The organism is Streptomyces sp. NPDC032721 (genome assembly GCF_055579625.1).
In genome coordinates this window covers 287,704-314,200 of sequence record NZ_JBVIMX010000009.1, presented here as the reverse complement: position 1 = coordinate 314,200, position 26,497 = coordinate 287,704, and the positions used below count along the sequence as shown (strand labels likewise).

Annotated in this window: 28 protein-coding genes; 13 read left to right on the top strand and 15 right to left on the bottom strand. The window is 72.0% G+C overall.

Annotated features, from left to right (window positions below; translation table 11 throughout):
• The first annotated feature begins 80 nt into the window (after window positions 1-80).
• Entirely contained in the window at window positions 81-680 is a 600-nt protein-coding gene (locus ACZ5PB_RS21015; protein WP_468693184.1) for a hypothetical protein, read from the top strand.
• Window positions 681-692: 12 nt separating this feature from the next.
• Here the strand turns inward: ACZ5PB_RS21015 and ACZ5PB_RS21010 are convergent, their stop codons facing one another.
• The gene (locus ACZ5PB_RS21010; RefSeq protein ID WP_468693182.1) at window positions 693-908 is read right to left on the bottom strand and encodes a CGNR zinc finger domain-containing protein; all 216 of its coding nucleotides are present in this window, start codon (window positions 906-908) and stop codon (window positions 693-695) included.
• A gap of 60 nt (window positions 909-968) precedes the next feature.
• Here ACZ5PB_RS21010 and ACZ5PB_RS21005 point away from each other — a divergent pair, with 60 nt between their 5' ends.
• A complete protein-coding gene (locus ACZ5PB_RS21005; protein WP_468693181.1) occupies window positions 969-1,298 on the top strand; it encodes a hypothetical protein in 330 nt (109 codons plus the stop codon).
• Here the strand turns inward: ACZ5PB_RS21005 and ACZ5PB_RS21000 are convergent.
• The 3 genes from ACZ5PB_RS21000 to ACZ5PB_RS20990 all read right to left on the bottom strand — a co-directional run bounded on the left by ACZ5PB_RS21000 (window position 1,281) and on the right by ACZ5PB_RS20990 (window position 3,903).
• Window positions 1,281-2,072, bottom strand: a complete 792-nt coding sequence (locus tag ACZ5PB_RS21000) for a DUF4344 domain-containing metallopeptidase (RefSeq protein WP_468693180.1) — start codon at window positions 2,070-2,072, stop codon at window positions 1,281-1,283. The genes ACZ5PB_RS21005 and ACZ5PB_RS21000 overlap by 18 nt on opposite strands.
• A 291-nt stretch (window positions 2,073-2,363) precedes the next feature.
• Window positions 2,364-2,588 (bottom strand): phospholipase D-like domain-containing protein, encoded by a 225-nt coding sequence (locus ACZ5PB_RS20995; RefSeq protein ID WP_468693178.1) that lies wholly within the window; start codon window positions 2,586-2,588, stop codon window positions 2,364-2,366.
• A 109-nt stretch (window positions 2,589-2,697) separates the two neighbouring features.
• Entirely contained in the window at window positions 2,698-3,903 is a 1,206-nt protein-coding gene (locus ACZ5PB_RS20990; RefSeq protein ID WP_468693177.1) for an RNA-guided endonuclease InsQ/TnpB family protein, read from the bottom strand.
• On the opposite strand from ACZ5PB_RS20990, the gene ACZ5PB_RS20985 reads away from it, so the two are divergent.
• Window positions 3,805-4,260, top strand: coding sequence for a PPOX class F420-dependent oxidoreductase (locus tag ACZ5PB_RS20985; protein WP_468693175.1), 456 nt, complete (start codon window positions 3,805-3,807; stop codon window positions 4,258-4,260). The genes ACZ5PB_RS20990 and ACZ5PB_RS20985 overlap by 99 nt on opposite strands.
• A gap of 103 nt (window positions 4,261-4,363) precedes the next feature.
• Here the strand turns inward: ACZ5PB_RS20985 and ACZ5PB_RS20980 are convergent, their stop codons facing one another.
• The 3 genes from ACZ5PB_RS20980 to ACZ5PB_RS20970 all read right to left on the bottom strand — a co-directional run bounded on the left by ACZ5PB_RS20980 (window position 4,364) and on the right by ACZ5PB_RS20970 (window position 7,144).
• Window positions 4,364-5,647, bottom strand: coding sequence for an NAD(P)/FAD-dependent oxidoreductase (locus ACZ5PB_RS20980; RefSeq protein WP_468693174.1), 1,284 nt, complete (start codon window positions 5,645-5,647; stop codon window positions 4,364-4,366).
• Complete coding sequence (locus ACZ5PB_RS20975) at window positions 5,647-5,982, bottom strand: 2Fe-2S iron-sulfur cluster-binding protein (RefSeq protein WP_468693173.1); 336 nt, start codon at window positions 5,980-5,982, stop codon at window positions 5,647-5,649. Before ACZ5PB_RS20975 ends, ACZ5PB_RS20980 begins: the two co-directional genes overlap by 1 nt.
• A 205-nt stretch (window positions 5,983-6,187) precedes the next feature.
• Window positions 6,188-7,144, bottom strand: coding sequence for a LysR family transcriptional regulator (locus ACZ5PB_RS20970; protein WP_468693171.1), 957 nt, complete (start codon window positions 7,142-7,144; stop codon window positions 6,188-6,190).
• 269 nt (window positions 7,145-7,413) lie between these two features.
• Between ACZ5PB_RS20970 and ACZ5PB_RS20965 the strand changes: the two genes are divergently transcribed.
• Together ACZ5PB_RS20965 and cydB are read left to right on the top strand one after the other, a co-directional pair.
• Window positions 7,414-8,709 (top strand): cytochrome ubiquinol oxidase subunit I, encoded by a 1,296-nt coding sequence (locus ACZ5PB_RS20965; protein WP_468693169.1) that lies wholly within the window; start codon window positions 7,414-7,416, stop codon window positions 8,707-8,709.
• Window positions 8,710-8,753: 44 nt separating this feature from the next.
• The gene (gene cydB, locus ACZ5PB_RS20960; RefSeq protein WP_468693168.1) at window positions 8,754-9,797 is read left to right on the top strand and encodes a cytochrome d ubiquinol oxidase subunit II; all 1,044 of its coding nucleotides are present in this window, start codon (window positions 8,754-8,756) and stop codon (window positions 9,795-9,797) included.
• A 45-nt stretch (window positions 9,798-9,842) separates the two neighbouring features.
• Here the strand turns inward: cydB and ACZ5PB_RS20955 are convergent, their stop codons facing one another.
• Together ACZ5PB_RS20955 and ACZ5PB_RS20950 are read right to left on the bottom strand one after the other, a co-directional pair.
• Entirely contained in the window at window positions 9,843-10,316 is a 474-nt protein-coding gene (locus ACZ5PB_RS20955; protein ID WP_468693167.1) for a carboxymuconolactone decarboxylase family protein, read from the bottom strand.
• Between the two features lie 152 nt (window positions 10,317-10,468).
• Window positions 10,469-11,377 (bottom strand): NADP-dependent oxidoreductase, encoded by a 909-nt coding sequence (locus tag ACZ5PB_RS20950; RefSeq protein WP_468693165.1) that lies wholly within the window; start codon window positions 11,375-11,377, stop codon window positions 10,469-10,471.
• 161 nt (window positions 11,378-11,538) lie between these two features.
• On the opposite strand from ACZ5PB_RS20950, the gene ACZ5PB_RS20945 reads away from it, so the two are divergent.
• Window positions 11,539-12,906 carry a LuxR C-terminal-related transcriptional regulator gene (locus ACZ5PB_RS20945; RefSeq protein ID WP_468693162.1) on the top strand — a complete coding sequence of 456 codons (1,368 nt, stop codon included), beginning with the start codon at window positions 11,539-11,541 and terminating at the stop codon, window positions 12,904-12,906.
• A 29-nt stretch (window positions 12,907-12,935) separates the two neighbouring features.
• On the opposite strand, the gene ACZ5PB_RS20940 is transcribed toward ACZ5PB_RS20945, so the two are convergent.
• Window positions 12,936-13,859 (bottom strand): LysR family transcriptional regulator, encoded by a 924-nt coding sequence (locus tag ACZ5PB_RS20940; RefSeq protein ID WP_468693160.1) that lies wholly within the window; start codon window positions 13,857-13,859, stop codon window positions 12,936-12,938.
• Window positions 13,860-13,959: 100 nt separating this feature from the next.
• On the opposite strand from ACZ5PB_RS20940, the gene ACZ5PB_RS20935 reads away from it, so the two are divergent.
• From ACZ5PB_RS20935 to ACZ5PB_RS20925, 3 genes are all read left to right on the top strand, one after another.
• A complete protein-coding gene (locus ACZ5PB_RS20935) occupies window positions 13,960-14,313 on the top strand; it encodes a DoxX family protein (RefSeq protein ID WP_468693159.1) in 354 nt (117 codons plus the stop codon).
• Between the two features lie 139 nt (window positions 14,314-14,452).
• Window positions 14,453-15,244, top strand: coding sequence for an amidohydrolase family protein (locus ACZ5PB_RS20930; RefSeq protein WP_468693156.1), 792 nt, complete (start codon window positions 14,453-14,455; stop codon window positions 15,242-15,244).
• 103 nt (window positions 15,245-15,347) lie between these two features.
• Complete coding sequence (locus ACZ5PB_RS20925) at window positions 15,348-16,397, top strand: S66 family peptidase (RefSeq protein WP_468693155.1); 1,050 nt, start codon at window positions 15,348-15,350, stop codon at window positions 16,395-16,397.
• Between the two features lie 69 nt (window positions 16,398-16,466).
• Here the strand turns inward: ACZ5PB_RS20925 and ACZ5PB_RS20920 are convergent, their stop codons facing one another.
• Window positions 16,467-16,859 (bottom strand): DUF5997 family protein, encoded by a 393-nt coding sequence (locus ACZ5PB_RS20920; protein ID WP_468693153.1) that lies wholly within the window; start codon window positions 16,857-16,859, stop codon window positions 16,467-16,469.
• Window positions 16,860-16,941: 82 nt separating this feature from the next.
• Between ACZ5PB_RS20920 and ACZ5PB_RS20915 the strand changes: the two genes are divergently transcribed.
• Window positions 16,942-17,862, top strand: a complete 921-nt coding sequence (locus ACZ5PB_RS20915; protein ID WP_468693152.1) for a LysR family substrate-binding domain-containing protein — start codon at window positions 16,942-16,944, stop codon at window positions 17,860-17,862.
• 68 nt (window positions 17,863-17,930) lie between these two features.
• On the opposite strand, the gene ACZ5PB_RS20910 is transcribed toward ACZ5PB_RS20915, so the two are convergent.
• A complete protein-coding gene (locus ACZ5PB_RS20910; RefSeq protein WP_468693149.1) occupies window positions 17,931-18,893 on the bottom strand; it encodes a M56 family metallopeptidase in 963 nt (320 codons plus the stop codon).
• 6 nt (window positions 18,894-18,899) lie between these two features.
• Window positions 18,900-19,349 (bottom strand): BlaI/MecI/CopY family transcriptional regulator, encoded by a 450-nt coding sequence (locus ACZ5PB_RS20905; protein ID WP_468693267.1) that lies wholly within the window; start codon window positions 19,347-19,349, stop codon window positions 18,900-18,902.
• 193 nt (window positions 19,350-19,542) lie between these two features.
• On the opposite strand from ACZ5PB_RS20905, the gene ACZ5PB_RS20900 reads away from it, so the two are divergent.
• Complete coding sequence (locus ACZ5PB_RS20900) at window positions 19,543-20,781, top strand: cytochrome P450 (protein WP_468693146.1); 1,239 nt, start codon at window positions 19,543-19,545, stop codon at window positions 20,779-20,781.
• Window positions 20,782-20,785: 4 nt separating this feature from the next.
• On the top strand, window positions 20,786-20,989 hold the full coding sequence (locus ACZ5PB_RS20895) for a ferredoxin (protein ID WP_468693144.1): 204 nt from the start codon (window positions 20,786-20,788) through the stop codon (window positions 20,987-20,989).
• A gap of 54 nt (window positions 20,990-21,043) precedes the next feature.
• Here the strand turns inward: ACZ5PB_RS20895 and ACZ5PB_RS20890 are convergent, their stop codons facing one another.
• Complete coding sequence (locus ACZ5PB_RS20890; RefSeq protein ID WP_468693142.1) at window positions 21,044-22,252, bottom strand: MFS transporter; 1,209 nt, start codon at window positions 22,250-22,252, stop codon at window positions 21,044-21,046.
• 116 nt (window positions 22,253-22,368) lie between these two features.
• Here ACZ5PB_RS20890 and ACZ5PB_RS20885 point away from each other — a divergent pair, with 116 nt between their 5' ends.
• Window positions 22,369-23,280, top strand: a complete 912-nt coding sequence (locus ACZ5PB_RS20885) for a LysR family transcriptional regulator (RefSeq protein WP_468693140.1) — start codon at window positions 22,369-22,371, stop codon at window positions 23,278-23,280.
• 28 nt (window positions 23,281-23,308) lie between these two features.
• On the opposite strand, the gene ACZ5PB_RS20880 is transcribed toward ACZ5PB_RS20885, so the two are convergent.
• Entirely contained in the window at window positions 23,309-26,437 is a 3,129-nt protein-coding gene (locus ACZ5PB_RS20880; protein ID WP_468693138.1) for a tetratricopeptide repeat protein, read from the bottom strand.
• Window positions 26,438-26,497: the final 60 nt, after the last annotated feature.

The window sequence follows — 26,497 nt, the reverse complement described above, 5'->3', positions numbered from 1 at the left end:
TCGAACTCCTCGCCGCCCGCCCTCCACCGGTGGCGCACCAAGGCGCGGAGCAACGGGTGGGGGGCAGGGTGAGCAGCAGCATGCGTGACGAACTCGACGGCACCGAGCGCCTGTTGGCCCGCCCGTCCCCCGGCTCACCGACCGTCCGCGCCCTCGGCCGGAGGGACCGGGAGGGACTGAAGGGACCGAAGGAGCCACCTACCGCGGCCTCCGAAGACCCGGCCGGGGCTCCGGACGGGGCTCCGGGCGGGAGACCGGCCGAGGACCCGCCCGCCGTCGCACCCGCCGTCGCACCCACACCCGCACCCCGTGTCCTCGCCCTCCACCCCTCCCGCAACGCCCCGGACCAGCCGGACCAGGTGCCCTTCTGGCACGTCACGCTCAACGTTTCCGGCCCCACGGTCGCCCTCGCCCTCGTACGCGACGCCCTGGAGCAACTGGCGCAGGACGCACCCTTCCTCCTGCACGCCCGCTACGGGGCCACCCGCGCCGAGCTCCGCTACTGGGCCAACGCCGCCCACCTGCCCGGGGTCATCGAATCGGCGCTGCGGCTCTGGCTGGACCACCGCAAGCGCACGGCCCTGGGCGCATGGGCGGTCACGGGCATCGAGGTCATCGACAGCGACTCCTACCGGCAGCGCATGGCGGACGGCGGCCACAGCGCCGTCGGCGTCACCTGACCTCCTCCGGATTCACGGCGTCGGGGACGAGGACCCCGTCTCGCGCTTGGCCGCGTAACGACGGGCCTTCGTGCGGTTGCCGCAGACGCGCATCGAGCGCGAGCGGCGGCTGCGGTTCTTCGAGGTGTCCCAGAAGACCCAGGCGCAGTTGTGCTCCGCGCAGCGCTTGAGCCGGGCGATGTCTCCGGTGATGCCGATCTCGGTCCAGGCGATGGAGATCTCCGCCAATGCCCGCCGGACCGGGGGCAGTTCGGGCGACGGCTCCAGGGCCGGGTCCGGGCTGTCCGCGTGCAGGCCCAGGGCCTCGCGGATGCCGCCGCGCAGGTGTGGGCGGTCGCGACGGCCGCGTTCCTCGGCGACATGGGCGGCACCCTGTGGTCCCTCAACGCCCGGCTCATCTCGCAGAACATCGTGCCGGACGCCCTGATGGGCCGCTACAGCAGCACGGCCCGGCTGCTCAGCTGGGGCGGCATGCCGGTGGGCGCGGCGCTGATCGGGGTGCTCGCCGAGTGGCTCGGCACCCGGACCGCGTTCCTCGTCTTCGCGCTGGCGGTGGCCGCCACGGTCCCGCCCTTCCTCCGCAACGTCACGAAGGCGGAGCTAGGCAAGGACGCCTGAGCCCCTGAGCGCAGCGGTCCAGCCGTCGCGCGCCGCCCGCCACTCCTCCCCGCACCCGGCGGCCCGGGCGGCGGGGAGCAGTCGTGCCGGGGGCGCCGTGAGTTCCGGGTGGCGGGCGGGGGCGGCCCCGTACACGTAGCACCGCATCGCGGCGGCCCGCTCCCGGTCGGTGGCGTGCTCGTCGTCCGCCGCCTCCTCGTACACCTCGGAGGACACCTGCCAGGTCTCGGCCGCCGCGAGCAGCTGCCGCTCGCCGCTCTCCCCCTTGCGCAGCAGCATCAGGGCGGCGAAACGGTCTGCGGCGTCCTCCTCGTCACCGGGGACTTCGAGCCCGAGCACGTCGATGAGGGCATGGGCGGACTCGTGGTGCAGCGATTCGAGGAGTACGGAGCGCACCGCATCGTCGTCGGTGGGACGGCGGCCGGACTCCCGGAAGAGCTCGCGGGTTTCCGAGACCTCGTCGTAGCAGACCTCGATGCGGCGGGCCCCGGGATCGTACGAAGGCCCCTCCCCCGCACAGGACTTGACGACGAGCGGCACCGGCTCGCGCGTTCCCCAGCGTACGAATCCGGCGAGCGCGGCGGCGGCCTCCTCGACGGTCCGCCCGGCGCGCAGGAAACCGGCGTCGCGCCGGTCGGCGGCGTTCGCGGGGGCTTCGTACCGGACGGAGAGCACGGGGCGGGGCGGCTTCGACGGCTGGGGCGGCTGGGGCGGCTGGGGCGACCGCGACGGCTGCTGGCAGGCGGAGACGGTGGCGGCCAGCACGATCGCCACGACCGGGACCCGCCGCAGACGGCCACGGAACCAGCCGGTCCGGCCGGTCCGCCCGCCCCGTCCACCCCTTTTCTCACCTTCGCCCGAAAACATGTACCCATCTTCGCTCACGCAGGAGAAGCAGGGAGAAGCAGGGAGAAGGGTGATGCCCCACGGCCTGGGGGGGGTGGCCGTGGGGCATCCTGGGTGCCGACAAGCGGGGGGGGTGCCTGCCAGGCTCGGGTCGATGGTGCTTCTGCCCTGCCTTCGGGAGGGCATTCACCCCGAACCCGAGAAACTTTCCACCAATTCTCAGCGGCAGACGGAGACGTCGTCGGCGGTGCCCGGGAGGGCGGCCGCGCGGGTGTCGTCGAAGTTGGTCACGAAGGCCTGGAAGACGGCGGCGTTGTTGATCCGGACCATCGCCTCGTCGTTGTCGCGCAGGGCCGGGCCGCTCCAGTTGTGGCTGCCGGTGAAGACCAGCTTCTCGCGGGCGCCCGCGTACATTCCGTCGATCATGAGGTTCTTGGAGTGCACGATGCGGTTCGGGGTCTTCGCGCCCTGGTCGTTGTCGTCGTCGTGCTGTTGACACGCTCCTCAGGCTGAAGCCCAGGGATTCTGGCCGTCCCCGCCTGTGGCTGTGCCGCTATGTGGCACGGCGGTGGGCAGGGATTCCATGGCTTCCTGTTTCTTGACGCTGTGCCCGAACGGGTTCGGGTCTCACCGGCGCTCCGCAGGCTGTGACCGCCAGTCCGGCGGCCGTGATGACGTTCTTCGAGGCGTTATGGTCACGGTCGTGGACCGCCCCGCAGGCGGGGCAGGTCCATTCCCGGATGTGGAGGGGTTTGGGTCCGTCGCGGTGTCCGCAGGCGGAGCAGATCTGGCTGGTCGGCTCGAACCGGCCGATCTTGACGAAGACCCGTCCGTACCGGGCCGCTTTGTATTCGAGCATGGTGACGAACTGGGCCCAGCCCGCGTCGTGGACACTCTTGGCCAGATGGGTACGCGCGAGTCCGTTCACCGCCAGGTCCTCCACCGCGATCGCTTGGTTCTCGCGAATCAGCTTCGTGGACAACTGGTGGTGAAACTCCTTGCGCGCGTCGGCCACCTTCGCGTGGACGCGGGCGACTTTCAGACGGGCCTTGGCCCGGTTTTTCGACCCCTTCTCCTTACGGGACAGGCTCCGTTGGGCCCTCTTCAGCTTCTTCTCTGCCCGCCGCAGAAACCTCGGCGACGCGATCTTCGTGCCATCCGACAGCACCGCGAAGTGCGTCAGCCCGAGGTCGATCCCGACCGCACTGGTGGGGTCGGGGGCCTCCCACCGAGTGTGGTCGGTGTCCGGGTCGGTATTAACGACGAAGGAAGCGAAGTACCGGCCCGCCGCATCCTTGATCACGGTCACACTGGACGGGACTGCGGGCAGCACCCTCGACCAGGTCACCTTCAGCTCGCCGATCTTCGGCAGTGCCAGCCGCCCCCGGTGAGTGATCCTCCAGCGGGCGTTGGCGGTGAACCGGATCGCCTGCCTGGCATCCTTACGGGACTTGAAGCGCGGTGCCCGCCCCTTCGGCCCCTTACGGGCACCGTTGAGGGAGGCGAAGAAGTTTCGGTACGCGGTCTCCACGTCCCGCAAAGCTTGCTGGAGCACGACGGAAGAGACCTCGCCGAGCCAGGCCCGCTCGGGGGTGGTCTTCGCCTGGGTGATCAGCCGCTGCGAAAGCACGGCCCCGCTCGGGTAGAACTCGCCCGCCGCGTGCGCGGCCCGCCGGGCCCGGACAGCGTCGTTAAACACCACCCTGGCGCACCCGAACGCCCGTCCCAGCGCGGTGCGCTGGCCCGGCTCGGGGTGCACACGGAAGGTGTACCGAAGCTGCATACGCCGAGCGTACGAGTACCGCACGCCCGGTGTCGCGGGGAACATGCGTTCCCTGTTCCACGGACCGCACCCTCCCCCCCCCCGCACCTGAGGGGCCCCGGCGGCAACGTGTGGTCGTTCGCCGTCGCCGAGGGAGAGGCCGAGGTGTCCGAAGCCACGGCCGCCCCGGGTGACGCGGTCGGGCAGGAACTGCTCGCAATGCTCCCGCAGGCCGCACGCCCGCAGGGCGCGGAAGCGGACGCGTTCCTGGCCCAGCAGGTCGCCGAGGAGCGGGTGGTGATCCGCCTGAAGGTGAACCGGCTGTACGGAACGGCCCTCGACATCGACGGCTGACCCGACCGATCGACGCCCGACCCGGTCAGCCGGCCTCCGGACAGCCGGGCCGCGGCGCGGCCGGTACCGCCGCCCGCCGCCCCGACCCCCGCGCCTCGCCGGCTCAGACAGCTCGGGCCGTGGCAAGGTGCGTCCTGAGGGAGAAGCCCTCCTTCATCGCGTCGGTCGGGGTCAACTCCGTGTTGAGACTGAGGAGTTGGCGGGCCGACAGGTGGTCGGCCGGGCGGTTGACGGACTCGACTGCGAGCAGGGTCGCGCCGCCGAAGAGGAGCACCGAGAAGGAGTCGGATCCGTCTTCGCCCACCACGACTTCGGAGTCGTGTTCCTCGTCGAGTCCCGCGATCTGCAGCGTCGTCGAGAACTGGTCGCTCCAGAACCAGGGCGTTTCGTCGTAAGGACGGGGCGCCCCGGTCAGCCGTTCGGCGACCAGCCGGGCGTGGCCGACGGCGTTCTGCACCGATTCGAGCCGCAGCCGGTTCCCGGAGCGCAGGTGCGGGAAGGCCGCGCAGTCCCCGATGGCCGAGATGTGCGGGTCGCCGGTCAGCAGCCGGGCGTCGACGGCGATGCCACCGCTGACCTTCAGCCCGGCCGCCGCCGCCAGCTCCGTGCGCGGGGTGACGCCGACACCGGTCAGCACCAGGTCGGCGGGGAGTCGGCTCCCGTCGGCCAGTTCCACCGCACTCACGCCACCTCGGCCATTGCCGTGCACGGCCGCGACACCCCGGCCGAACAGCAGCCGGGTGCCCGCCTCGCGGTGCAGCCGGACGAAGTGCTCGGCGGTGCGCGCCGACACGGCTCGTACGAGCGCACGCTCCGCCGCCTCGACGACGGTCACCTCACACCCCAACCCCCGTGCCACGGCGGCGAATTCAAGCCCGATGAACCCGGCCCCCACCACCACCGCACGCCGCGCCCCGGCGAGGGTGGCCCGCAGTGCGGCGGCGTCCTGGGCGGTGCGCAGGGTGTGCACACCGCGCAGGCCCGCACCCGGCACGTCGAGGGTGCGCGGCCGGGCGCCGGTGGCCAGGACGAGATGGCCGTAGTCGTACTGGGAGCCGTCGGCGAGGCGGACCGTGCGGGTGGTGCGGTCGATGGCCGTCACGGTGCCGCCGACCAGGTCGATCGCCTTGCGCCCGTAGTACGTCACCGGCCGCAGCCACAGCTGTGCCTCGTCGGCCTCGCCCTTGAGGTACGCCTTGGACAGCGGCGGGCGCTCGTACGGGAGGGTGTCCTCGGCGCTGATCAGGGTGACGCGGCCCCGGTAGCCGCGTTCGCGCAGGGAGGCCGCCGTCTGGTGGCCTCCCTGTCCGGCGCCGACGATGACGACGGAGTCGGGGTGGGGATGGAGGTGGGGGTGGGGGTGGGGGTGAGGGTGAGGTGCGGGCATCAGTTCTGCCGCTCCGGGAGGTGGACGATGAGGCCGTCCATGGGTTCGGCGACCTTGAGCTGGCAGCTCAGGCGGCTGGACGGACGGCGTTCGGCCACGGTGAAGTCGAGCATGTAGTCCTCGGCGGGGCCCGGCCTGGCATCGGCCGGGGGCAGCTTGTCGAGGGTCGACTCGTCCACGTAGACGTGGCAGGTGGCGCACTGGGCGTTGCCGCCGCACTGGGCGACGATGCCGTCGATGTCGTTGAGGACGGCGCCGCGCATGACGCTCGTACCGAGGGGGACCTCGGCCGTGCTCTCGGTGCCGTCGAGGGCGATGTACGTGATTTTGGGCATGCCGGAACTCCTGCCGGAAATCGGAGCGGACTCCGAGGAGAAGAAGATGAGGAGGGTGCCGCCCGGCAGTTGGTGGGGGACGCGACACCCCTGCCAACTCGCCTTCACCGGCCCGCCGTTCATGAGGACACGCGACGGTCCTTGGCCGGGGGTGCGGCAGCGCGGTGGAGCGTACCAGAGGAATTCCCGGCGCCGCCAGGACGGCTCAGTGCCGGTCCGTGCCGTCGGGCCGTTCGGACGGTACGTGGGGGCGGGGGCCGCGCGGATCGGGGAGGCGGTGGGTCATGAAGGGGATCGCGGCGACGAACTCGCGGAATTTCAGCGCGGCTTCGGAGAGGTAGCTGTCCCGGTTCCACACCAGGGTGAGCACCCGGTGGCAGCCCGGCGCCGCCACCCGCACCCAGCCGACGGGGACGAAGTACGTAGTGCCGGCCCTGCGGGACATCGCGGGGATCAGGCCGATGCCGAGCCCCGCACTGATCATGTCCTGGATGGCGGCCGGTTCGTTTCCCTCGCAGGACAGCCGGAACGGCAGCCCCTCGGCCGCGAACAGCCGGTCGAGCAGGGTGCGTTGCCAGTGTCCGGTACGGGTCGAGACGAACGGCTCGTCGGCGATCTCGCGGATCGTGACGCTCTCCCTTCCGTCCAGCCAGTGCCCGCGCGGCACCGCGAGCAGCACCTCCTCACGGGCGAGCTCGATCGAATCGAGGTCGGGACCGGCCAGTGGCTGCGAGGCGACGCAGAAGTCGACCTCTCCTGCCCGGAGTTGGCGCTCCATCTCGGCCGCGTTGGACTGGAAGAGGCGGACTTCGGCGCGGGGGTGGGCGGCCCGGAAGCTGCCGAGGGCGTGGGTGATCGTCAGGAGGGTCTCGGAGGCGACGCTGACCTGTCCGAGCCCGGAGTCGCGGGCGTCGCGCAGGGCCCGGCGGCCGTCGTCGAGTTCGCTCAGGGCGCGGTCGACATGGCGCAGGAACATCTCGCCGTACTGGTTGAGCCGGATGCGGCGGCCCTGCCGGTCGAAGAGCTGGGAGCCGAGTTCGGACTCCAGGCGGGCGATGGTGCGGCTGACCGACGGCTGGGCGACGCGCAGTTCCTCGGCGGCCCGGCTGATGTGCTCGTACCGGGCCACGACCTGGAAATAGCGCAGCTGCAACAGGTCCATACCCGCCCTCCACCTCTACTCATGCCTTCCGGGTCATCGTCACATGGCAGAACCGGTCTTGGAACGCATAAGCAATTCTCCCTACGGTTTTCCACGAGGTCACCGCACGGACGGACGGGACGCGACACCGGCCATCCGTACACGCGAAGCGACGACCCCACTCCGATTTCCTCCTCTTTCGATTCCCAGTCCCTTCAGTCCCCCAGTCCCTCCCGTTCTCCGGTTCCTCCCGTTCTCCCGTCCCTCCCGTCCCCCAGAAAGGCCGTCCCATGAGTGCTGCGGATCTGGCCCGACTCCAGTTCGCGGCCACGACCGGTATCCACTGGCTGTTCGTGATCCTCACCATGGGCCTCGTCCCGCTGGTGGCGATCATGCACACCCGGGCCGCGTTCGCCCGTGATCCCGCCAAGAGAGCCCTACGGGAGCGGCGGACCCGCTTCTGGGGTCAGCTGTACCTCATCAACTACGCGGTCGGCATCGTCACCGGCCTGGTCATGGAGTTCCAGTTCGGGCTGAGCTGGAGCGGGCTGAGCAAGTTCGCGGGCAATGTCTTCGGTGCCCCGCTGGCCCTGGAAACCCTCATCGCCTTCTTCGCGGAATCCACCTTCCTCGGAATGTGGATCTTCGGCTGGGGCCGGCTGCGCCAGGGCGTGCACGTCACGCTCATCTGGCTGGTCGCCCTGACCGCGTCCGCCTCCGCGTACTGGATCACGGTCGCCAACGGTTTCATGCAGCACCCCGTCGGCTACGAAGTCCGCGACGGCGTCGCCTACTTGACCGACTTCGCGGCGATGCTCACCAACCCCAACGCCCTCCTCGCGCTCGCCCACATCACCCTCGCCGCGCTGACCACGGGCGGCGTCTTCGTCGCCGGGATCAGCGCCTGGCACTTCCTCGGGCGCACCAAGGACACCGAGCTGTTCCGGGGTTCGCTGCGGCTGGGGGTGTGGGTGGCGGCGGTCGCCTCGTTCTTCGTGGTCGTCGTCGGCGACATGCAGTTCCCGCTGATCGAAGAGTTCCAGCCGATGAAGATGGCGATCGCCGAGGGCCGGGACGTCGCGGAGGTGCAGGCGCAGCTGGTCCAGCAGTACGGGCCGGGCAACTACGTGCCCCCGGAGTCCTGGCTGCGGATCTCGCTGGACTCGATGACGATCATCGGCAACACGGTGTCCACGATCACCCTCCTCGCCGCGCTCCTGCTCTGGAAGGACTGGCTGGTGCGGTGGCGTCCGCTGGTGTGGCTGATGGTGGCGATGGTCCCGTTCCCGTTCATCGCCTCGATCGGCGGCTGGGTCTTCCGGGAGGTCGGGCGCCAACCCTGGCTGATTTACGGGGAGTTGAAGGTCGAGGACGCGCTCTCCCAGGTGAGCCGGCTGTCGCTGGCGGTGTCCTGCGCCGCGTTCATCGCCATCTTCGTCGGCCTGGCGGTGACGAACTGGACGCTCCTCACGCGCTTCGCCCGCCGAGGCCCGGACGCCGTGCAACTGGGGGCGCCGGAACCGCCGGAGGGCGACGACGCACCCGGGGCCGACCCGCGCGACAAGCAGCCGATCGCGACCTACTGACACCGCCCACCCCCCGGCCCCCATTCGACTGAAAGTAGAGCGAGATGAGTCTGGAGACCCTCTGGCTGGCCCTCCTCGGCCTGCTTCTCGCCGGGTACTTCGTACTCGGCGGCTACGACTACGGCGTACAGATGCTGCACCCCTTCCTACGCGCGCGGAACGACGGCCCGCCTCCCCCGTCCTCCCCGACCTCCCCGTCCTCCCGGAACGCGGCCCTCGACGCCATGGCGCCCTTCTTCCTGGGCAACGAGGTCTGGCTGGTGGCGTTCACGGGCGTCCTGTTCGGGGCGTTCCCGCACCTGGAGGGCGCCTTCCTGTCCGGTCTGTATCCGCTGATCGTGGCGATTCTGGTGGGCCTGGTGCTGGGCAACGCCGCGATCCAGCTGCGCGGCCGGACCCACGGCGTGCGGGGGCGCCGGTGGTGGGACGCGCTGATCGTGTTCGGCGGGCTGCTGCCCGCCCTGTGCTGGGGCCTGGTGCTGGGCCTGCTGCTGCACGGGGTGCCGCGCCGGGCCGACGGGAGCTTCCACATCGGGTTCGGGGAGGTGTTCACACCGTTCGTACTGGCCTGTGGGATGACCTCCGTGCTGCTCTTCGCGGCGCACGGGGCGGCCTTCGTGGCCCTGCGCGCGGAACCCGAACTGGCAAGCAGAGCACGGAAGTTGGGTGCACAGCTGCTTCGCGCGACGGGTGCCGCAGCCGCCCTCCCGCTGCTGCTGACGCTCTTCGGGGCGGGTGCCTCGATGACGAATCGCGGGGTGTCGGCGGTGCTGGCCGGGGTGTTCGCGGTGGCACTGGGGGCCGGCTGGTGGTGCCTGGTGCGCGGGCACCGGCGGGCGGGGTTCACGGTCACTGCCGTCGCGTCCGCGCTGCCGGTGCTGCTGGTGGGGGCGGGCCACTACCCGTACGTCCTGATCAGCTCGGCGGGCGCCGGGTTGACGCTCCAGCACGCGGTCACGGACGGGGTGACGTTGAAGATCCTGTCCGCGTTCGGGATCGTGGTGGTGCCGGTGATCCTCGCGTACCAGGCGTGGAGCTGGTGGGCGTTCCGGGGGCGGACGGGGCTCCGCCACCCCAGCTACTTCTGAGCAGTCCGGGGTGGCGGCCGTACCGGTCGAGGGCCTCGCGCGGGATCAGCCGAACTGGCCGGGCTGGTAGTCGCCCGCCGGCTGCTGGTTGATGACGTTCACCCGGTTGTAGGCGTTGATCAGGGCGATCAGACCCACCAGGGCGGCGAGCTGGTCCTCGTCGAAGTGCTTGGCCGCGTTCGCCCACACCTCGTCCGTGACGCCGCCCGCCGCGTCGGCGATACGGGTGCCCTGCTCGGTCAGTTCCAGCGCGGCCCGCTCGGCGTCCGTGAAGACGGTGGCCTCGCGCCAGGCGGCGATCAGGTTGAGCCGCACCGGGGTCTCCCCTGCGTGCGTCGCGTCCTTGGTGTGCATGTCGAGGCACATGCCGCAGCCGTTGATCTGGCTGGCTCGGATCTTCACCAGTTCCTGCGTGGTCATCGGCAGGCCCGACTCCGACAGGACCTTCCCGGCCGCGTTGAAGTGCTTGACGAGCTTGCCGGCGATCGCGTTTCCGAAGAGGTTCATCCGGGCTTCCATGGTGGGCTCCTCCGCCGTTGTCATGTGGCTGCGACTGTCATGTGGTGACAACCCTTTGACGGACCGGCCGGCGAGGATGTGACACGGGCGGACGTGACCTGAGTCACAGATCGGCCCGAAGGTGCGGTCCCCGGGCCGAGGCGAGTGTGCGCTCAGGGACGCAACACCACCTTCCCGGGCGCGTGCCCCCCGTCGCTGATCTCGTGCGCCTTCACCGCCCGCGCCAGCGGCAGCACCTCCGACACCCGCAGGGTCAGCGCTCCCTCCGCCACCAGACGCGCCTGTTCGGCCAGGTCCGGCCGCCGGTCCTCCTTGTGGTCGTGGGAGAAGGGCACCCCGTGCTCCGCCGCGTGGAAGTCCCCGACGGTGATGACGCGGTCGGTGGTGCCGCCGCGCAGCTCGATCGAGTCCGGCAGCGCGCCCTGTCCCGCGACGTCGAAGACCGCGTCGATGCCCTGCGGAGCCACCTCGCGGACCCGCCCCACGAGTCCTTCGCCGTACGTGACCGGGGTCGCGCCGAGTTCCTTCAGATACGCGTGGTTGGCGGCCGACGCGGTGCCGACGACCGTCGCGCCGAGTGCCACCGCGAGCTGTACGGCGAACGAGCCGACCGCCCCCGCCGCCCCGTTGATCAGCAGTGTCTCCCCGGCCGCGAGCCCCAGTTCGTCCAGTACGCGCTGGGCGGTCTCGCCCGCGATGGGCAGCGAGGCAGCCTGCTCCCACGACAGTCCGGCGGGCTTGTGCACGAAGGTGGTGGAGAGGGTGTACTCGGCGTACGCGCCGGTGTCCGCCCAGCCCAGCACCTCGTCGCCGACCGCGAACCCGGTGACGCCCTCGCCGATCTCGTCGACAACGCCCGCCACATCAAGCCCGGGCACGAACGGGAACTCGATCGGGAAGTTCTCCTGAAGCAGACCGGCCCGGATCTTGCCGTCGACCGGGTTCACACCGATCGCCGCCACCTTGAGGCGCACCTGCCCCGGCCCGGCGTGCACCTCGGGCACGGTGGCCGGCTTCAGCACCTCGGGCCCGCCGAACTCCTCGAAAATGATCGCTTCCATGGGCATTCCATTCCTCGCAGTCCCACGACTCTGTCCCGCCACTCGGCGGGTCCCCCTCAGCCTGGCCCGCCGCCGCCGCAGGCCCGGCCGTCCCTTCGGACAGTTCCGCCTGTCCGAAGGGACGGGGGCGTCCGGCCGCCACCTGTACGTACGCTGGCTCCATGCAGGAGACCCGCCGTTTCGCCGCCGTCCCGGAGCCGCACGTCCTCGGCCCGGCCACCGATGCCCTCTCCCTCGCCGCGGGGATCCTCGCGGGCCCGCTCCCCGAGCTCCAGCGGCGGCTGTCCGGCGTCCTGCGCGACCTGGTCCCGCACCGCGCGTCCGCCTCGCTCTCCGCGCACTGTGCGCACTCGCCCTTCAAGGCGTTCGGGGAGGAAGCCCTCGCCGCGCGCGTCACCGCCGGGGAGCTCGACGTCCTGGTCGACACCGTCCGGCCGGGCCTGCCCTGGCAGGGGAGCGCCACGTTCGCGGGCGCGGAGCACCCGGTGCTCGCCGTCAGCAGCACCAAGGGCCACACCGCGGGCGCGACCACCGGGCACACCGCCGAGCACCCCGTCACCGGCGGCCCCCGCCCGACCCTGCTCGTCCTCGTACGGCCCGCCCCCGCGCCCCTCCTCGCTACCGGGGCCCTCGACCTCGTACAGGCACTGTGGGACCTGACGACGGCCCATCTGGACCGGGTGGCGACCGAGGCGCCGCCGGGGCTGATGCTCCAGTCGCGGGCGGTGGCGGGTGAACGCGCCCGTGCCATCGCCGAGTTGAGCGAGACGCACACGGCCGCGCTGACCGGGCTGCTGGGCGTGCTGCGCAGCCGCACCCTGGACGACGCTTCGGCACGCGCGCGTGCCACCAGTCTCGCGGTGGACTCCCTGGTGGAACTGCGTGCGGTCGCGGAACGGGACCAGGCCCTCACCGAGGAGAGTGCCCGCCGCGCCTTCGACCGGCTCGCCGAGTCACTGCACCCGCTGCTGCGGCACGGCCCGGCCCGCCTCGAACTGGCGCCGCCCTCGGAGGACCGGCAACTGCCCGCCGACGTGGCGCGGACAGCGCGGGCGGTGGTGCGCGCGGTGCTGCTCGCCGTACTGGAGCAGGAACCGGTGCGGCGGGTGCAGGTGGGCTGGCAGGTGGACGCGGCGACGGCCGAACTGCGGGCGACGGTACGGGACGACGGCCCCGGCACGCTCGCCCCCGAGGCGTTCGCGGTGCGCAGGGTCGGCGAACGGCTGGCCGCGCTCGGCGGCCGGCTGGCGGTGGACGCGGTGCCCGGCTGGGGCACCACGGTGACGATGACCCTGCCCCTGGGTGCACCCGAGGTCCCGGCCACCGATCCGCTCTCGGCGCTCGGGGCACGGGAGTTGGAGGTGCTGGCCGCGCTGACCAGGGGGCAGCGCAACCGGGCCATCGCCGAGGCGCTGCACATCAGCGAGTCGACGGTGAAGTTCCACGTCACCAACATCCTGAGCAAACTGGACGTGAGCACGCGAGGCGAGGCGGCGGCACTGGCACGCACGCTGAGGGTGGTGGCCTGAGACGGACGCGGGGCCCTGTGCCTCGACGACTACGCCTCCACCCCTTCCGCCCCTTCCACCCCTGCCACGCAGCACCGTACGAAGTCCCGTACGACCGGGTTGTCGTCGTCCGCCGGGGACCACGCGACGCCCACCGTTGACGGGCCGACCCCGCTGAGCGGGCGGTAGACGATGCCGGGCCTGGCGTAGTAGCGGGCGGCGGACTCGGGGGCGAGGGCGATTCCGTAGCCGTTGGCGATCGCGCTGAGCCATTCGTCGGGCTGGTCGGTGACGGCTCCGATACGGACCGGCCTGCCGTCCCGCTCCTCGGCACCCACCCAGTGGTCGTGCCACGCCCCCGTCTCGGGCGGTGCCGCCACCACGGGCTCGTCCCAGAGCTCCCGGAACGCGAGGGGTTCGTCCGCCCCGCCTGCGGCCAGCGGATGCCCGGCCGCCATCGCCACCCACCTCGGCTCGGCGAACAACTCCCGTACCCGCAGGTCCTCCTGGCCCGGGAACGGCATCCGCAGCAACGCCACATCGGCATCCCCGCCGGCGAGCCCGGCCGTCGGGTCGGACCAGCGCGCCTGCCGCATCTCGGTCCGCCACCCCGGCCGCAGCCGCCGGAACTCCGCGACGATGCCCTCGGTCGCCTCGTTCGCGGCACTCGCCAGGAACCCGATCCGCAGCACCCGCGCCGCCCGCCCGGCCGCACCGCGCAGCTCGCGCACCACCGCGTCCCAGTCACCGAGGAGCGCGGGCGCCCGCTCGGCGAGCGCCTGTCCGGCTTCGGTGAGCGCCATGCCGGACCGGGAACGGATGAAAAGCAACTCCCCCACCAATGCTTCGAGTTGCTTGACCTGTTTGGTCAGCGCGGGCTGGGACACGTACAGGCGTCCGGCGGCCCGGGTGAGGCTGCCCTCCTCGGCGACCGCGACGAAGCAGCGGAGCAGGCGGGTGTCCACGTCGACCATGCCGTCAGGTTATAGAAGGAGGTATTGGACGCCAAGCGGACTCCGCACCAGGCTCGTGAGGAGAACCTTCCTCGCCCCCACTTCCCCTACGGAGGCCGCCGTGCACACCGCGTACGTCGTCGTCACCATCCTCACGATCCTGGCCAACGTCGCCGTCGCCGCCACCGACTTCACCAAGGCGCCCTGGGTACTGGCCAATTCGTCCGAGGTGCACGTCCCGGCCTCCTGGATCCCCTGGCTCGCCACCCTCAAGGCGGCGGGTGCCGTCGGCCTCCTCGTCGGTCTGCTGGGGTACCGCCCGCTGGGGGTGGCCGCCGCGATCGGTCTGGTCCTGTTCTTCACCGGCGCGGTGGCCACGCACGTCCACCGGCGCGTGTTCCACAACATCGCCTTTCCGGTGACGTACTTCGCCCTCGCGGTCGCGTCGTTGGCGCTGGTGCTCGCGGTCGGCTGATGTCGCTGCCACCCAGGCTGCAGGTAGCTGAAGGCGGCACGCGCCCACTAGGCTCCTGATAAGCGACCGCTCAGCGGGCGTTTCGAGTTGTTCGCGACATTCGAGACGGGAGCAGCCCTTGCCGGTCATAGATGCGTGGATGCAGCACCCCACCGTCCGCCACCAGAACCACGAGATGCTCGAATCGTTGCGCCGCTGGACCGGGCTCGGCCTGCTGGCAGAACCACCGCCGGTGAAGACGACGGTCGAGGCGATGGACGCCGCCGGCGTCGAGATCGGACTGTCCTCCGCCTGGTACGGGCCCCAGGGCGCGCTGATCAGCAACGACGAGGTGGCCGAGTTCGTCGCGCAGTCCGACGGGCGGCTGCGCGGGGTCGCGGGCGCCGATCTGACCCGCCCGGTGCAGGCGGTGCGCGAGCTGCGCCGGGCCGTCGACGACCTCGGCTTCGTCGCACTGCGCCTGGTGCCGTGGCTGTGGCAGCTGCCGCCCACCGACCGCCTGTACTACCCGCTGTACGCGGCCTGCGTCGACCTCGGCATCCCGTTCTGCACCCAGGTCGGCCACACCGGCCCGCTGCGCCCCTCGGAGACCGGCCGCCCCATCCCGTACGTCGACCAGATCGCCCTGGACTTCCCGGAGTTGACGATCGTGTGCGGGCACATCGGCTACCCGTGGACGACCGAGATGATCGCCGTCGCCGACAAGCACGTCAATGTGTACATCGACACGAGCGCGTACGCGGTCCGCCGCTACCCGAGCGAACTGGTGGAGTACCTGCGCGGCCGGGGCCGCCGCAAGGTCATGTTCGGCTCGAACTATCCGATGCTCACGCCGACCCGGGCCCTGGAGCACCTGGAGGAGCTCCAACTCGACGACGAGGCGAGCGAGTTGTTCCTGCACGGCAATGCGCGACGGGTCTTCCGCCTCTGACGTTCGGCGTTCGGCGTTCGGCGTTCGGCGTTCGGCGGAGTACCCACTCCCACCTGCGCGAATATCCCTCGCCCGGCTCCTCCCGCCCCCCTATCCTCGCCACATGACAACTCCGCCGCTCCACCCGCCCAAGCCCGTCCCCGGTGACCGGGTCGCCGTCCTCTCGCCCTCCTCGGGGCTGGCCGGGATCCTCCCGTTGCCGTACGAGCTCGGGCTGGAGCGGCTGCGGAAGGAGTTCGGGCTGGAGCCGGTCGAGTACCCGGCGACGCGGAAGTGGGAGTCCACGCCGCAGGAGCGGGCCGACGACATCCACGCGGCGTTCGCCGATCCGACGGTCAAGGCGGTGATCGCGAGCATCGGCGGCAGCGACCAGATCACCGTACTGCCGCTCCTCGACCGGGAGTTGATCCGCGCGAACCCGAAGCCCTTCTTCGGCTACAGCGACAACACCAACCTCCTCCTGGCCCTCCGCAACCTGGGCATGGTCAGCTATCACGGCGCCAGCGTGATGGTCGAGCTCGGCCGCCCCGGCGCCCTGGCCCCGTTGACCGCCGACTCACTGCGCGCGGCGCTCTTCACCCACGGCCCGTACGAACTCCGGCCCGCCGACCGCTTCCGCGACATCGACCGCGACTGGGCCGACCCCGCCACCTTCGACGCCGAACCCGAGACCCGCCCCGGCGCGGGCTGGACCTGGCACGGTCCGGAGAAGGTGGTCGAAGGGCTCGCCTGGGGCGGGAACCTGGAGATCCTGTCCGACCTGCTGATGGCCGACCGCGAGATCGAGCGCGATCCGGCGGCGTACGAGGGCGGCGTCCTCTTCCTCGAAACGTCCGAGGAACTCCCCTCCGCCGAAGCGGTCTTCCGCATCCTGCGCGCCATGGGCGAACGCGGCATCCTCGCCCGTTTCCCCGCCCTGCTGATGGCCCGCCCCAAGACCTGGTCCCTCGACCGCCCCAACTCCCCCGAGGAGAGCGCGGCCTACGCGTCGCAGCAGCGCGAGGCGGTGCTGCGCGCCCTGGCCGCGTACGCCCCGAAGACCCTCGTCGTCCTCGACGTGGACTTCGGTCACACCGATCCGCAGGTGGTGATCCCGTACGGCGGCGAGGTACGGGTGGACGGCGTGCGGCGCCGGATCACGGTCACGTACTGAAGTCACGGACTGAACGCGAAGGGGCTGCCGAGCGGTTCGGCAGCCCCTTCGTACGTCCTCGGACCCAGGTCAGCCGGTCTTGCTGTCCTTCTCCGCGTTCTTCTCCTTGAGGCGCACCGTTTCCTTGCGGACCTCGGACTGGGTGGCGCGCTCCTTCTGGAGCCACTCCGGGTTCTCGTCCTTGATCGCGTCGATCTGCTCGGTGGTGAGCGCCTCGGTCACGCCGCCACGGGCGAGGCCGGAGATGGAGACGCCGAGCTTGTTCGCGACGACCGGGCGGGGGTGCGGGCCGTTGGCGCGCAGGTCCTGGAGCCACTGGGGCGGCTCGGCCTGGAGCGCGGTCAGCTCGGCGCGCGAAACGACACCCTCCTGGAACTCTGCGGGGGTGGCTTCGAGATACACACCCAGCTTCTTCGCCGCGGTGGCGGGCTTCATGGTCTGGGTGCTCTGGTGCGACGTCATGGTCCAAGGGTATCGAGCATGTGCGCCATCGCTGACCACACCGCCGGGCGGCGTCCCTGGCCACGGCCGGTAATCTGGCCGGGTGACAGGCTCGGAAGCACCCTCCTCAGCATCAGCGGAAGCAACGGCGACAGCGGCGGCGGAATCGTCGAAGCCTTCGTTCCGGCTCGCGTACGTCCCGGGCGTGACGCCCACCAAGTGGGTGCGGATCTGGCACGAGCGGCTGCCCGACGTGGCGCTGACCCTGGTCGCGGCGGCCCCCGCCGAGGCGTTCGGTCTGCTGCGGGAGGGCGGCGCCGACGCCGGTTTCGTACGCCTGCCGGTCGACGACCGTACGACGCTGAGCGCGATCCCCCTCTACACCGAGACCACGGTCGTCGTGATCCCCAAGGACCACGCGATCACGTCCGTCGAGGAGGTCTCGGTGACGGAGCTCGCCGAGGAACTCGTACTGCATCCGCTGGACGACACCCTCGGCTGGGAGCAGCAGCACCCGCCGGGCCTGCCCGCCAACGAGCGCCCGGAGACGACCGCCGACGCGATCGAACTGGTCGCTGCGGGCGTCGGCCTGCTGGTCGTGCCGCAGTCGCTGGCCCGTCTCCACCACCGCAAGGACCTCACGTACCGGACGCTGACCGGCACCGACGAGGTCCCGGTTCCCGAGTCGCGGATCGCGCTGTCGTGGCCGCTGAGCGAGAGCGGGGAGCCGCCGGAGCTGGTGGAGCACTTCATCGGGATCGTCCGGGGCCGCACGGTGAACAGCACGCGGGGTCCGTCGCTGCCGGCGGCCCAGCAGACCTCGCAGAAGTCGCAGAAGTCCGGGAAGAAGGGCAGGTCCGGCGACTCCGCCAAGGCCAAGCCCGCCGCGGGCAAGTCGGCGGGCCGGGGCGCGCGGGGCTCGGGCACCGGTACCAAGGGCGGCAAGGCCGTGGCCCGCAACCACACCAAGGGCAGTGCCAAGGGCGGCCAGGGCGGGAACCGCCGGGGCAAGCAGGGCCGCTGACGCTGACCGGCCGCCCGGCCCGCACCCCCGTAGCCCGGCCGCACCCCCGCAGCCCGGCCCGCGCCCCCTCAGCCCAGTCCGACCCCCCGCAGGACCACGAAGAGTCCCACCGCCGCGTTGACCGCCGAGAGCGTCGAGGCCGCCGTGCCCGCCGCCGCCACCAGCGCGGCGATCCCCGCCCAGGTGAGGCCCGGCGGCCATCCTCCGGCCGGTGGTACGGGGCCCAGCAGTGCCGCCACCCGGCGCGGCACGGGGCCCGCCTCGGCGAAGGCCGCCAGCCCGGTGAAGGCGGGGGGCCCGGCGTTCCCTCCCCGGCCGGCCATCAGTGCCGCCTTGCCCACCGCACGGGCCGTGGTGCGCCGGTCGCCGGTCGCGCGGGCGGCCTCCTCGTCGGCCCAGCGCTCGGTGCCGTACCCGACCGCCCCGCGCAACGGGCGCAGCAGCGGATTCGCGCAGGCCGCCAGCCGTACCAGGAGGAGCAGCCGGTGGTGGCGCCCGGTGAGGTGGGCGCGTTCATGGGCGAGGAGGGCGTGGCGTTCGTCGTCGGTGAGGGCGGCGAGCATCCCGGTGGACACCAGGATGCGTCCGCTCCGGGAGGCGCCCCGGCCCGGCAGCGCGTAGGCGTACGGGCTCTCGTCGCTGAGCACCGCGACCTCGGAGGCCGTACGCAGCCCCGCCAGCGCGCGGTGTGCCCGCGCCCGGTACCGGCGGTCGCGGTACAGCGCGACGGTCCATGCCGACACCACCGCCGCCAGCGCGCCGATCGACACCTTCCCCGCGATCTCGTCGTAGGGCACCGCCGCCCGCACCTCCGGGTCCGACCAGCTGTCGGGCAGCGGGTTGCCGGGCAGTTGGGCGGTGCCGACCACGACCAGGAGACAGAGGCAGACGGTGCTGCACACGGCGAGGATCACGGCCACGGCGGTGAGCAGCCGGGCTGCGGTACGCGGGTGCAGGTGCTGCTCGGCGAGCCGGGCGATCGGCAGGGCGGTGAGCGGCAGGATCAACGGCAGAAAGACGAAAACACCCACTTCGGCTCAGCGCCCCGGACCTTCGGACCCGCTGTCGTCCGCTTCGGCGTCCCCTTCACCTTCACCGAGCAGCGCCCGCAGCAGCCGCTCGTCCTCCGGCGAGAGCGCCGATACGAAGCTGGACAGCACGGCGTCCCTGTCGTCCTGCTTGTCGAGCAGCTTGCGCATCCGGAGGGCCACCAGCCCGGCGCCGTCCGCGACGGGCGTCCACTCGAAGGACCGCCCGGCGCGGGTACGGGTGACGGCGCCCTTGTCGTAGAGCCTGGTGAGGATCGTGATGACGGTGGTGTACGCGAGACCGCCGCCGAGGCGCTCCTGCACCCACGCCGCGGTCACCGGTCCGGTGGCGGCCCCGAGCACGGACAGCACCTGTGCCTCCAGCTCGCCCTGGCCCCGCCTGCGGTCGCGCGGACGCGAACCCTCCGTGCTGCCCGTGCCGTCGGTCATGCGCGGCATCCCCTCACTACTCCTGCTCACGAAGGGGCATCGTACTCAGACCGGACGGGAGCCAGCTTGGCACCGATATTGGCACCATGAAATGCCAGACTGTCTTGGGGTGACGCCATAGTGATGCCACACTGGCACTACGGGGTGAGGCCGTACCGGCCCGGGCCCCTCCATGCCTTTTGCTCTGGATCTTGGAGGACACATGCGACACGAATCGACGACCGAACCGGAGACCGCGCCGACCGCCGAACCGGTGACCGAGCCGGTGACCATCCCCACCGGGCGCGACGCCGGCTGCCCCTTCTCCCCGGCCGCCGGGCTCGGCGAGCTGCGCGAGCAGGACCCGCTGGTGCGGATGCGGTACCCGGACGGGCACGAGGGGTGGCTGGCCACCGGTTACTCCACGGTGCGGTCGATATTCGCCGATCCCCGGTTCAGCTCGCGCTACGAACTGCTCCACTACCCCTTCGCCGACATCGGCCAGCTGCCGCCCGCGCCGGTCGGCGACATGACCGGCATGGACGCCCCCGAGCACACCCGCTACCGGAAGCTGCTGATCAGCAGGTTCACGGTCCGCCGGATGCGTGAACTGACCGAGCGGGCCGAGCAGATCGCCGACGAGTACCTGGACGCGATGGAGCGCGAGGGCGGCCCGGTGGACCTGCTGGAGGCGTTCGCGCAGCCGATCCCCGCGCTGATGATCTGCGAGCTGCTCGGTGTTCCGAGCGAGGACCGGGACAAGTTCCAGCGCTGGGCGACCATCATGATCACCAAGGGCTCCGACGTGGTGGCGATGGGCGACGCGCTCGCCGCGCTCCAGGCGTACATGAGCGACCTGGTCACCGCCAAGCGTGCGAACCCCACCGACGACATGCTCAGCGACCTCACCACCACCGACCTCACCCACGAGGAACTCACCGGCATCAGCGCCTTCCTGCTCGGCGCGGGCCTCGAAACCACCGCGAACATGCTCTCCCTGGGTACGTTCGCCCTGCTGAGCAACCCGGACCAGCTGGCCGCCCTGCGCGAGGACCCGGAACTGGCCCCGCAGGCCGTGGAGGAGCTGATGCGCTATCTGACCATCGCGCACACCACCGTCAAGTCCGCACTGGAGGACGTCGAGCTGGACGGCAAGGTCATCAAGGCCGGTGAGTCGGTGACCATGTCCATGGAGTCGGCCAACCGCGACCCGCTGCGCTTCCCGGACCCGGACTCCCTCGACCTGCACCGCAAGGCCACCGGCCATCTGGGCTTCGGCCACGGCATCCACCAGTGCCTGGGCCAGCAACTGGCCCGCGTCGAGATGCAGGTGGCGCTCCCCGCCCTGGTCAGGCGCTTCCCGAGCCTGCGTCTGGCCGTACGTCCCGACGAGGTTCCGCTGCGCACCGGAGCCTCCATCTTCGGGGTGGAGAGCCTCATGGTGACCTGGGACGAGGCCTGATCCGATGAGTACGGAGATACGGGTCGACCGGGGCCGCTGCGTGGGTGCCGGGATGTGCGCCCTGACCGCACCCGAGGTGTTCGACCAGGACGTCGAGGAGGGCCTGGTCCTCCTGCTCCGCTCCCGGCTGCCGGAGGAGGACCCGGACGTGGAGGCCGTGCACGAGGCCACGGTCATGTGTCCGGCGCAGGCGATTTCGGTGGAGTGAACCGGTGGGGCGCCAGGATTGACCGGGCGCCCCACCTCACCACGCCACTCCACCTCACCACGCGCCGCCCCGCGCCACCGTCGCCACCGCGCCCAGTGCGAGCGCCGCGGCCAGCCACATCACCGCCGTGACCCCGGCACCGTCCGCCACCAGTCCGCCCGCCGAAGCGCCCAGCGCGATGGCCCCGTTGAAGACGCCGACGAACAGCGCCGACACCGCCTCCCTCGCCTCGGGGGCGGCGTCCAGCAGCCAGCTCTGGGTGCTCACCGACACACCTCCGTACGTCAGCCCCCACACCGCCATCAGCACGCCCGCCACGATCAGCGACCCGCCCGTGGCCGGCAGCAGCAGGACCATGAGCAGGGCGGTCCCGGCGAGTGCCGCGCCGATCGTCAGGACCGTACGGCGCGGGGAGCGGGCGGCCCCCGCTCCGGCGAGGAAGTTCCCGGCCACACCGGCCACCCCGTACACCAGGAGCAGCGTGCCGATCGTGCCCGGGCTCGCCCCGGAGACGGATTCCAGCACCGGGCGGACATAGGTGTACGCGGCGAAGTGCCCGGTCACCAGGAACGCGACGACGAACAGCCCGGTCCGCACCCGCGCGGTGCGGGCCAGCCGCAGCACACCGCCCAGCGCGAGCGTCCGCTCCGCGGGGAGCCGGGGCAGGAGCAGAGCCAACGCGACGAGGACAACGAACCCGAGGCCCGCCGCCGCGAGGAACGCCGTGCGCCAGCCCGCCAGTTCACCGAGGTACGTGCCCGCGGGTACGCCCAGTACGGAGGCGACGGCGATGCCGCTGAATACGAGGGCGGTCGCCGCAGGCACGGACCTCGCGGGCACCAGCCGTACCGCGAGCCCCGCCGCTATCGCCCACACCCCGCCCATCCCGATGCCCACCAGCACGCGTGCCGCGATCATGACGCCGTAGTCGGGCGCCCAGGCGGCGGCGAGGTTCCCGGCCACGAGCACGGCCAGCAGTGCGCACAGGACGGCGCGCCGGTCGAACCGCCCGAGAAGGGAGGTCAGCAGGGGCGAGGAGAGGGCCGCGACGAGCCCGGTGACGGTGAGGGTGAACCCGGCGAGCCCGTCCGACACCCGCAGCGAACCGCCCATCGGCGTCAACAGCCCGACGGGCAGCATCTCGGAGGTGACCACGGCGAAGGTGCCGACAGCCAGCGCGCCGACCCCCAACCACCCGCGCCACACCGGAAGTTGACGCCCCACACCGCGCACTGACACACCGGCTTGCACAAGATCTCTCATGCCCCCCAGCCAACCCACCGCACCGCCCCGGAACAACGGCGAACCCCTCACCCTTCTATGAGCAGAGCTCATCAATCCGACCACAGAAGCAATCCGCAGAAACACGGGAGTCAGCGATGTCCGCCCTGGAAGCACGCGAGCTGGAAGCGTTCCTCGCGCTCGCCGAGGAACTGCACTTCGGGCGCACCGCCGAGCGCCTCCACCTCTCCCAGAGCCGCGTCAGCCAGCTGCTCCGCTCGCTGGAGGGCCGGGTCGGCGCGCGCCTGGTGGACCGCACCAGCCGCCGGGCCGCCCTCACCCCGCTCGGCAGCCAGTTGTACGAGGCGTCCCGGCCCGCGTACGACGCACTGCTCACCGCACTCGACGACGTACGCACCGCAGCCCGGGGCACCACGGGCACCCTGCGCATCGGCTTCCAGGGCACGGCCAACGACCACGTCATGAGCGCGCTGACCCTCTTTCGCCGCCAACACCCGGACACCGTCACGGAGTTGGTGGAGATCCCGTTCTCCGACCCGTTCGGCGCGCTGCACCGGCACGAGGTCGACACGGCAGCCGTCCTGCTCCCGGTCGACGAGCCCGAACTCGTCGTGGGCCGGGTCTTCTCGCGCCGCCCCCAGACCCTCGCGCTCCCCTCCCACCACCCCTTCGCCCGCCGCCCCCGCCTGACCGCCGAGGACCTGGCCCGCTGCTCCCTCATCGGCGCCACCAGCACCCACGCCCCTGAGTACTGGCGCCACGCCCAGGCCCCCGCCACCACACCCGGCGGCCTCCCCATCCCACCCGGCCCCACGGTCAACACGCTCCAGGAGGGCCTGGCCCAGGTCCAGGCGGACCGTGGCGCGATGCTGCTGTGCCGCCCCTCGTCGGAGTACTACCGGCACCGCGCGCTCACCTTCGTACCGGTGGACGGGCTGCCGGAGTCACAGCTGGGACTGGTGTGGCACCGAAGCCGCGAGACGGCCAGGACACGGGCGTTCGCGGAGGCGCTCGGGGAGGCGGCCGAGGAAGCGGCCGAGGAGCTGTGACGGGTGGCGGATCCTTGGCGGGGCCGCCCTACCCCCGCCCGCCCGGGACCCGCTCCAGCACCCGCAACAGCGGCCCGAGCAGCTTCAGCGCCCACGCCTGACTCCTGGTGGACTCCGCAGCAGCCCCACCCGAGCCCGCGTACTGCTCCCTCTCCCTCAGCAACCCCACCGCCCTCCGCAGCACCGTCAGTGACCCCAGCACCAGCCGTGGGCTCGGCCGCAGGGACAGCACCTTCCCCACCTGCCCCGCCAGCCCCGGCCACTGCAACTGGGACGAGAGCAGCGCGCCCGCCCTGATCGCGGCCGTCACGGCAGCCCGGTTGGCCGGGAGGTGTTCGCGGAGGAGGTCGACCAGCGGGCGGGCCACCGTCGACTCCACTTCGGCCTCCGGCACACCCAGCCCCAGGGCGACGGCACGCGTCATATCGGCGACGGCCTCTTCGTGCCGCCGGGCATAGGCCCGTACGATGCTGCGCCCCATGAGGCACCACGCCCATTGCGACCGCAGGTCCAGCGCGCGCGTGAACTCGCCTTCCGCAAGGTCGAGTTGACCGGCCTCCCAGGCCAGCCAGCCACGCATCGCGAACACCTGCCCCGTCGGATCGCCGAGCTCCGCAGCCCGGTCGAGGTCCGCCATGGCCTCGGCGTCCCGCCCGTACGGTCCACCCGGCCCCCGTCCCGGTCCCTGCCCCAGTCCCGGTCCCGGCCCCAGCGCGTGCAGTGCCCACGCCCGGACCGTGTACGGCCAGCCGGTCTCCCACGGTTCCTCGCCCCGGTAGCCGCTCCGCTCCTCGACGGTCAGCGCCCGCTCGATCTCCACCAGCGCGTCGGCGGGCCGTCCGAGGTCGAGCAGCAGCGCCGCCAGGTACGCCGGATACCACCCGCCCCGCCCCTCGGCCTCTCCCAGCTCGACCGCCCGCCGCATCGCCCGCTCGGCCTCGTCCCACCTCCCCAGGCTCTCCAGGTTCCGCGACCGCTCCACATGGGCCGGCGCGTGCTCGGGGTCCATCGTCAGCACCCGCTCCGCGTCCTCCAACGCCTCCTGGGAGAAGCCCTGTTGGCGACGTGCGTACGCCCGGTTGATGTACGCCCACTTCTGCCCGGGGTCCAGCTCGATCGCCCGGTCCAGGTCCTCGGCGGCCGCGGTCCGGTTCCCCGCCCTCAGCTGTACGTATCCCCGGAAGGCGTGGTGCACGGCCCGGTCGGGCTCGGCCGCGATCACCTCGCTCCACGCCGTCAGCGCCTCGGGGAAGCGGTCGGTGTCCGTGAGGGAGAGGGCCAGCAGGGCCAGCGCGTCCGTGGCACCGGGGTCGATGGCGAGCGCCGCCCGGCAGTCGGCGAGGGACTGCTCGTACCGTTCGGCGTTCCGGTGCATCCGTGCCCGTACGACATGGGCCCTGACCCTCCCGGCACGGCTCGGCCCGGGACGGGAGCCGGCACCGGGCCCGTCGAGCAAGGCACCGAGCGCCACATCCGCCGCATCCGTCGCACCCGCCGCGTCCGTAGCCCCCTCCTCCCGCGCCCCGCCCCCCAGCAGCCGCCGTCCCCACTCCGCGAGCCCGTCCTCCCCCGCGTCCTCCCCCGCCTGTACGAGGAGCTGGGCCCAGCGGCGTACCGTCCCCGCGCCCTGCTCGCACGCTTCCGCCACCTCGGCGAGCGCGTCGGGCAGGGTGCGCAGCGGCGCGGCGCACAGCAGGTGGTACGTCTCGCCCGCCCGCTGCTCGCGCCACTGGGCGTCCGCCCACCACTCGCCCTCCGGCAGCCCCTCCTCGCGCCGTTCCCGGCCCGCCCCGAACATCGCGGCGAGCGTCTCGTGCGCCTGCCGCCAGCGCGCGGGCGACTGGGTGCGCTGGAGCCGCAGCATGGGGGTCCGTACGACCTCGTGGTAGCGGCACCGGCCGCCCCGGTCCGTGACGAACGCCAGCCGCCGCACCCATGCGTACTGCTCGGCCGCCGCCTGGGGCACGACGGCCCGGAAGACGTCCTCGTCGAACTGGAGCGGCAGCGCGCAGGCGAGCGCGGCCGCCCGCCGCGCGGGGTCGTTCTCCCACTTCAGGAAGCGTTCCACGGCCGTACCCGACGGATCGTCCACGGCCTCGGCGGACCCCGGCCGCGCCTGGGCGAGGGTGTGCACGAGAACGGGCAGCCCGCCGGAGAGCCGCAGCACCACCTCGACGACGTGCTCGTCCGCGATGCCCTGGAGCGCCAGCAGCGACCGCGCCTCCTCCTCCGTGAAGACTTCGAGGGGCACTTCGGTCACCAGGTCCAGCCAGTCGCCCCAGCAGCGTGCGTCCAGGCGCCCCTGTCCGGACAGGACCAACTGCACGTTGGCGGGCAGCAGGCCGTGCACGTCGCCGAAGGCGATGTCGCGGAGCCAGCCGTCGAGGGCGGGTCCGGTCCGCTCGTACACGTCGAAGAACAGCACCACCCAGGGGCGTTTGCGGGCCGTCTCCGCCAGTTCCTCCAGGAAGACGGGCGTCAGGCTGCGCACCGGGTCCATCACCAGGCGTACGTCGTCGTGCGAGCGCAGCCGGGCGCCGAGCGCGGCCCGCAGCCGGTCGGCGCCCTGGGCGAGCTGCTGGGGGTCGACGGCCCCGGCGATGGCACCGACGCCGGGCACCATGCCGAGGCCGACGAGGCCGACCTGGGCGGCGACGACCGAGGAGGGAGAAGCAGCCGGGGGAACGGCCACCGGGCCACCCTCCCCCGCCAACTGGCCATCGGCGCACCCGTGTTGTCCTACCTGCCGACCCCCCGGCACGGCCTGCGGGGTCTGCGAGGTCTGCGCGCTCTGCACCTCCTGCACCCGCTGCCGGTAAGCCCCGAGCAGCTTCCCGAACCGCCGGAACTCCGCACCCTGCCGCCCGAGCCGCTCGGCGATGGCCTCCATGGCCTCGACGGGGCTGTGCACGGCGTCGTCGACGTACGCGCAGACGGTGTCGCGGTGCGCCCGCGCGACCTCCTCCCACTGCCGGACGAGCGAGGTCTTGCCGACGCCGGCATTGCCCCGGACGTGGAAGAGGAAGCGGAACTCGTCGTCCGCCGGGTCCCGCTCAAGGTTCTCCCGGAATCCGCTCATCTCGGCCCGCCGCCCGACGAACCCGCTCCGCCTGCGGCGCTGCGTCAACTCCTGTCGGGACAACGGACGTTCGGCCATCACGGACCACCCCCGAAGCCAGTATGGGCGCCCACGCACTCGCGCGGGGAAACACGGGGA

What these genes read in the sequence shown, in the direction of transcription:
- ACZ5PB_RS21015 (WP_468693184.1), top strand. Translation starts at nt 81, where the DNA reads ATGCGTGACGAACTCGACGGCACCGAGCGCCTGTTGGCCCGCCCGTCC.
- ACZ5PB_RS20980 (WP_468693174.1), bottom strand. Translation starts at nt 5,647, where the DNA reads ATGCCCGCACCTCACCCTCACCCCCACCCCCACCCCCACCTCCATCCC.
- ACZ5PB_RS20975 (WP_468693173.1), bottom strand. Translation starts at nt 5,982, where the DNA reads ATGCCCAAAATCACGTACATCGCCCTCGACGGCACCGAGAGCACGGCC.
- ACZ5PB_RS20970 (WP_468693171.1), bottom strand. Translation starts at nt 7,144, where the DNA reads ATGGACCTGTTGCAGCTGCGCTATTTCCAGGTCGTGGCCCGGTACGAG.
- ACZ5PB_RS20965 (WP_468693169.1), top strand. Translation starts at nt 7,414, where the DNA reads ATGAGTGCTGCGGATCTGGCCCGACTCCAGTTCGCGGCCACGACCGGT.
- cydB (WP_468693168.1), top strand. Translation starts at nt 8,754, where the DNA reads ATGAGTCTGGAGACCCTCTGGCTGGCCCTCCTCGGCCTGCTTCTCGCC.
- ACZ5PB_RS20955 (WP_468693167.1), bottom strand. Translation starts at nt 10,316, where the DNA reads ATGGAAGCCCGGATGAACCTCTTCGGAAACGCGATCGCCGGCAAGCTC.
- ACZ5PB_RS20950 (WP_468693165.1), bottom strand. Translation starts at nt 11,377, where the DNA reads ATGGAAGCGATCATTTTCGAGGAGTTCGGCGGGCCCGAGGTGCTGAAG.
- ACZ5PB_RS20945 (WP_468693162.1), top strand. Translation starts at nt 11,539, where the DNA reads ATGCAGGAGACCCGCCGTTTCGCCGCCGTCCCGGAGCCGCACGTCCTC.
- ACZ5PB_RS20940 (WP_468693160.1), bottom strand. Translation starts at nt 13,859, where the DNA reads ATGGTCGACGTGGACACCCGCCTGCTCCGCTGCTTCGTCGCGGTCGCC.
- ACZ5PB_RS20930 (WP_468693156.1), top strand. Translation starts at nt 14,453, where the DNA reads ATGCAGCACCCCACCGTCCGCCACCAGAACCACGAGATGCTCGAATCG.
- ACZ5PB_RS20925 (WP_468693155.1), top strand. Translation starts at nt 15,348, where the DNA reads ATGACAACTCCGCCGCTCCACCCGCCCAAGCCCGTCCCCGGTGACCGG.
- ACZ5PB_RS20920 (WP_468693153.1), bottom strand. Translation starts at nt 16,859, where the DNA reads ATGACGTCGCACCAGAGCACCCAGACCATGAAGCCCGCCACCGCGGCG.
- ACZ5PB_RS20905 (WP_468693267.1), bottom strand. Translation starts at nt 19,349, where the DNA reads ATGCCGCGCATGACCGACGGCACGGGCAGCACGGAGGGTTCGCGTCCG.
- ACZ5PB_RS20900 (WP_468693146.1), top strand. Translation starts at nt 19,543, where the DNA reads ATGCGACACGAATCGACGACCGAACCGGAGACCGCGCCGACCGCCGAA.
- ACZ5PB_RS20895 (WP_468693144.1), top strand. Translation starts at nt 20,786, where the DNA reads ATGAGTACGGAGATACGGGTCGACCGGGGCCGCTGCGTGGGTGCCGGG.
- ACZ5PB_RS20890 (WP_468693142.1), bottom strand. Translation starts at nt 22,252, where the DNA reads ATGAGAGATCTTGTGCAAGCCGGTGTGTCAGTGCGCGGTGTGGGGCGT.
- ACZ5PB_RS20885 (WP_468693140.1), top strand. Translation starts at nt 22,369, where the DNA reads ATGTCCGCCCTGGAAGCACGCGAGCTGGAAGCGTTCCTCGCGCTCGCC.
- ACZ5PB_RS20880 (WP_468693138.1), bottom strand. Translation starts at nt 26,437, where the DNA reads ATGGCCGAACGTCCGTTGTCCCGACAGGAGTTGACGCAGCGCCGCAGG.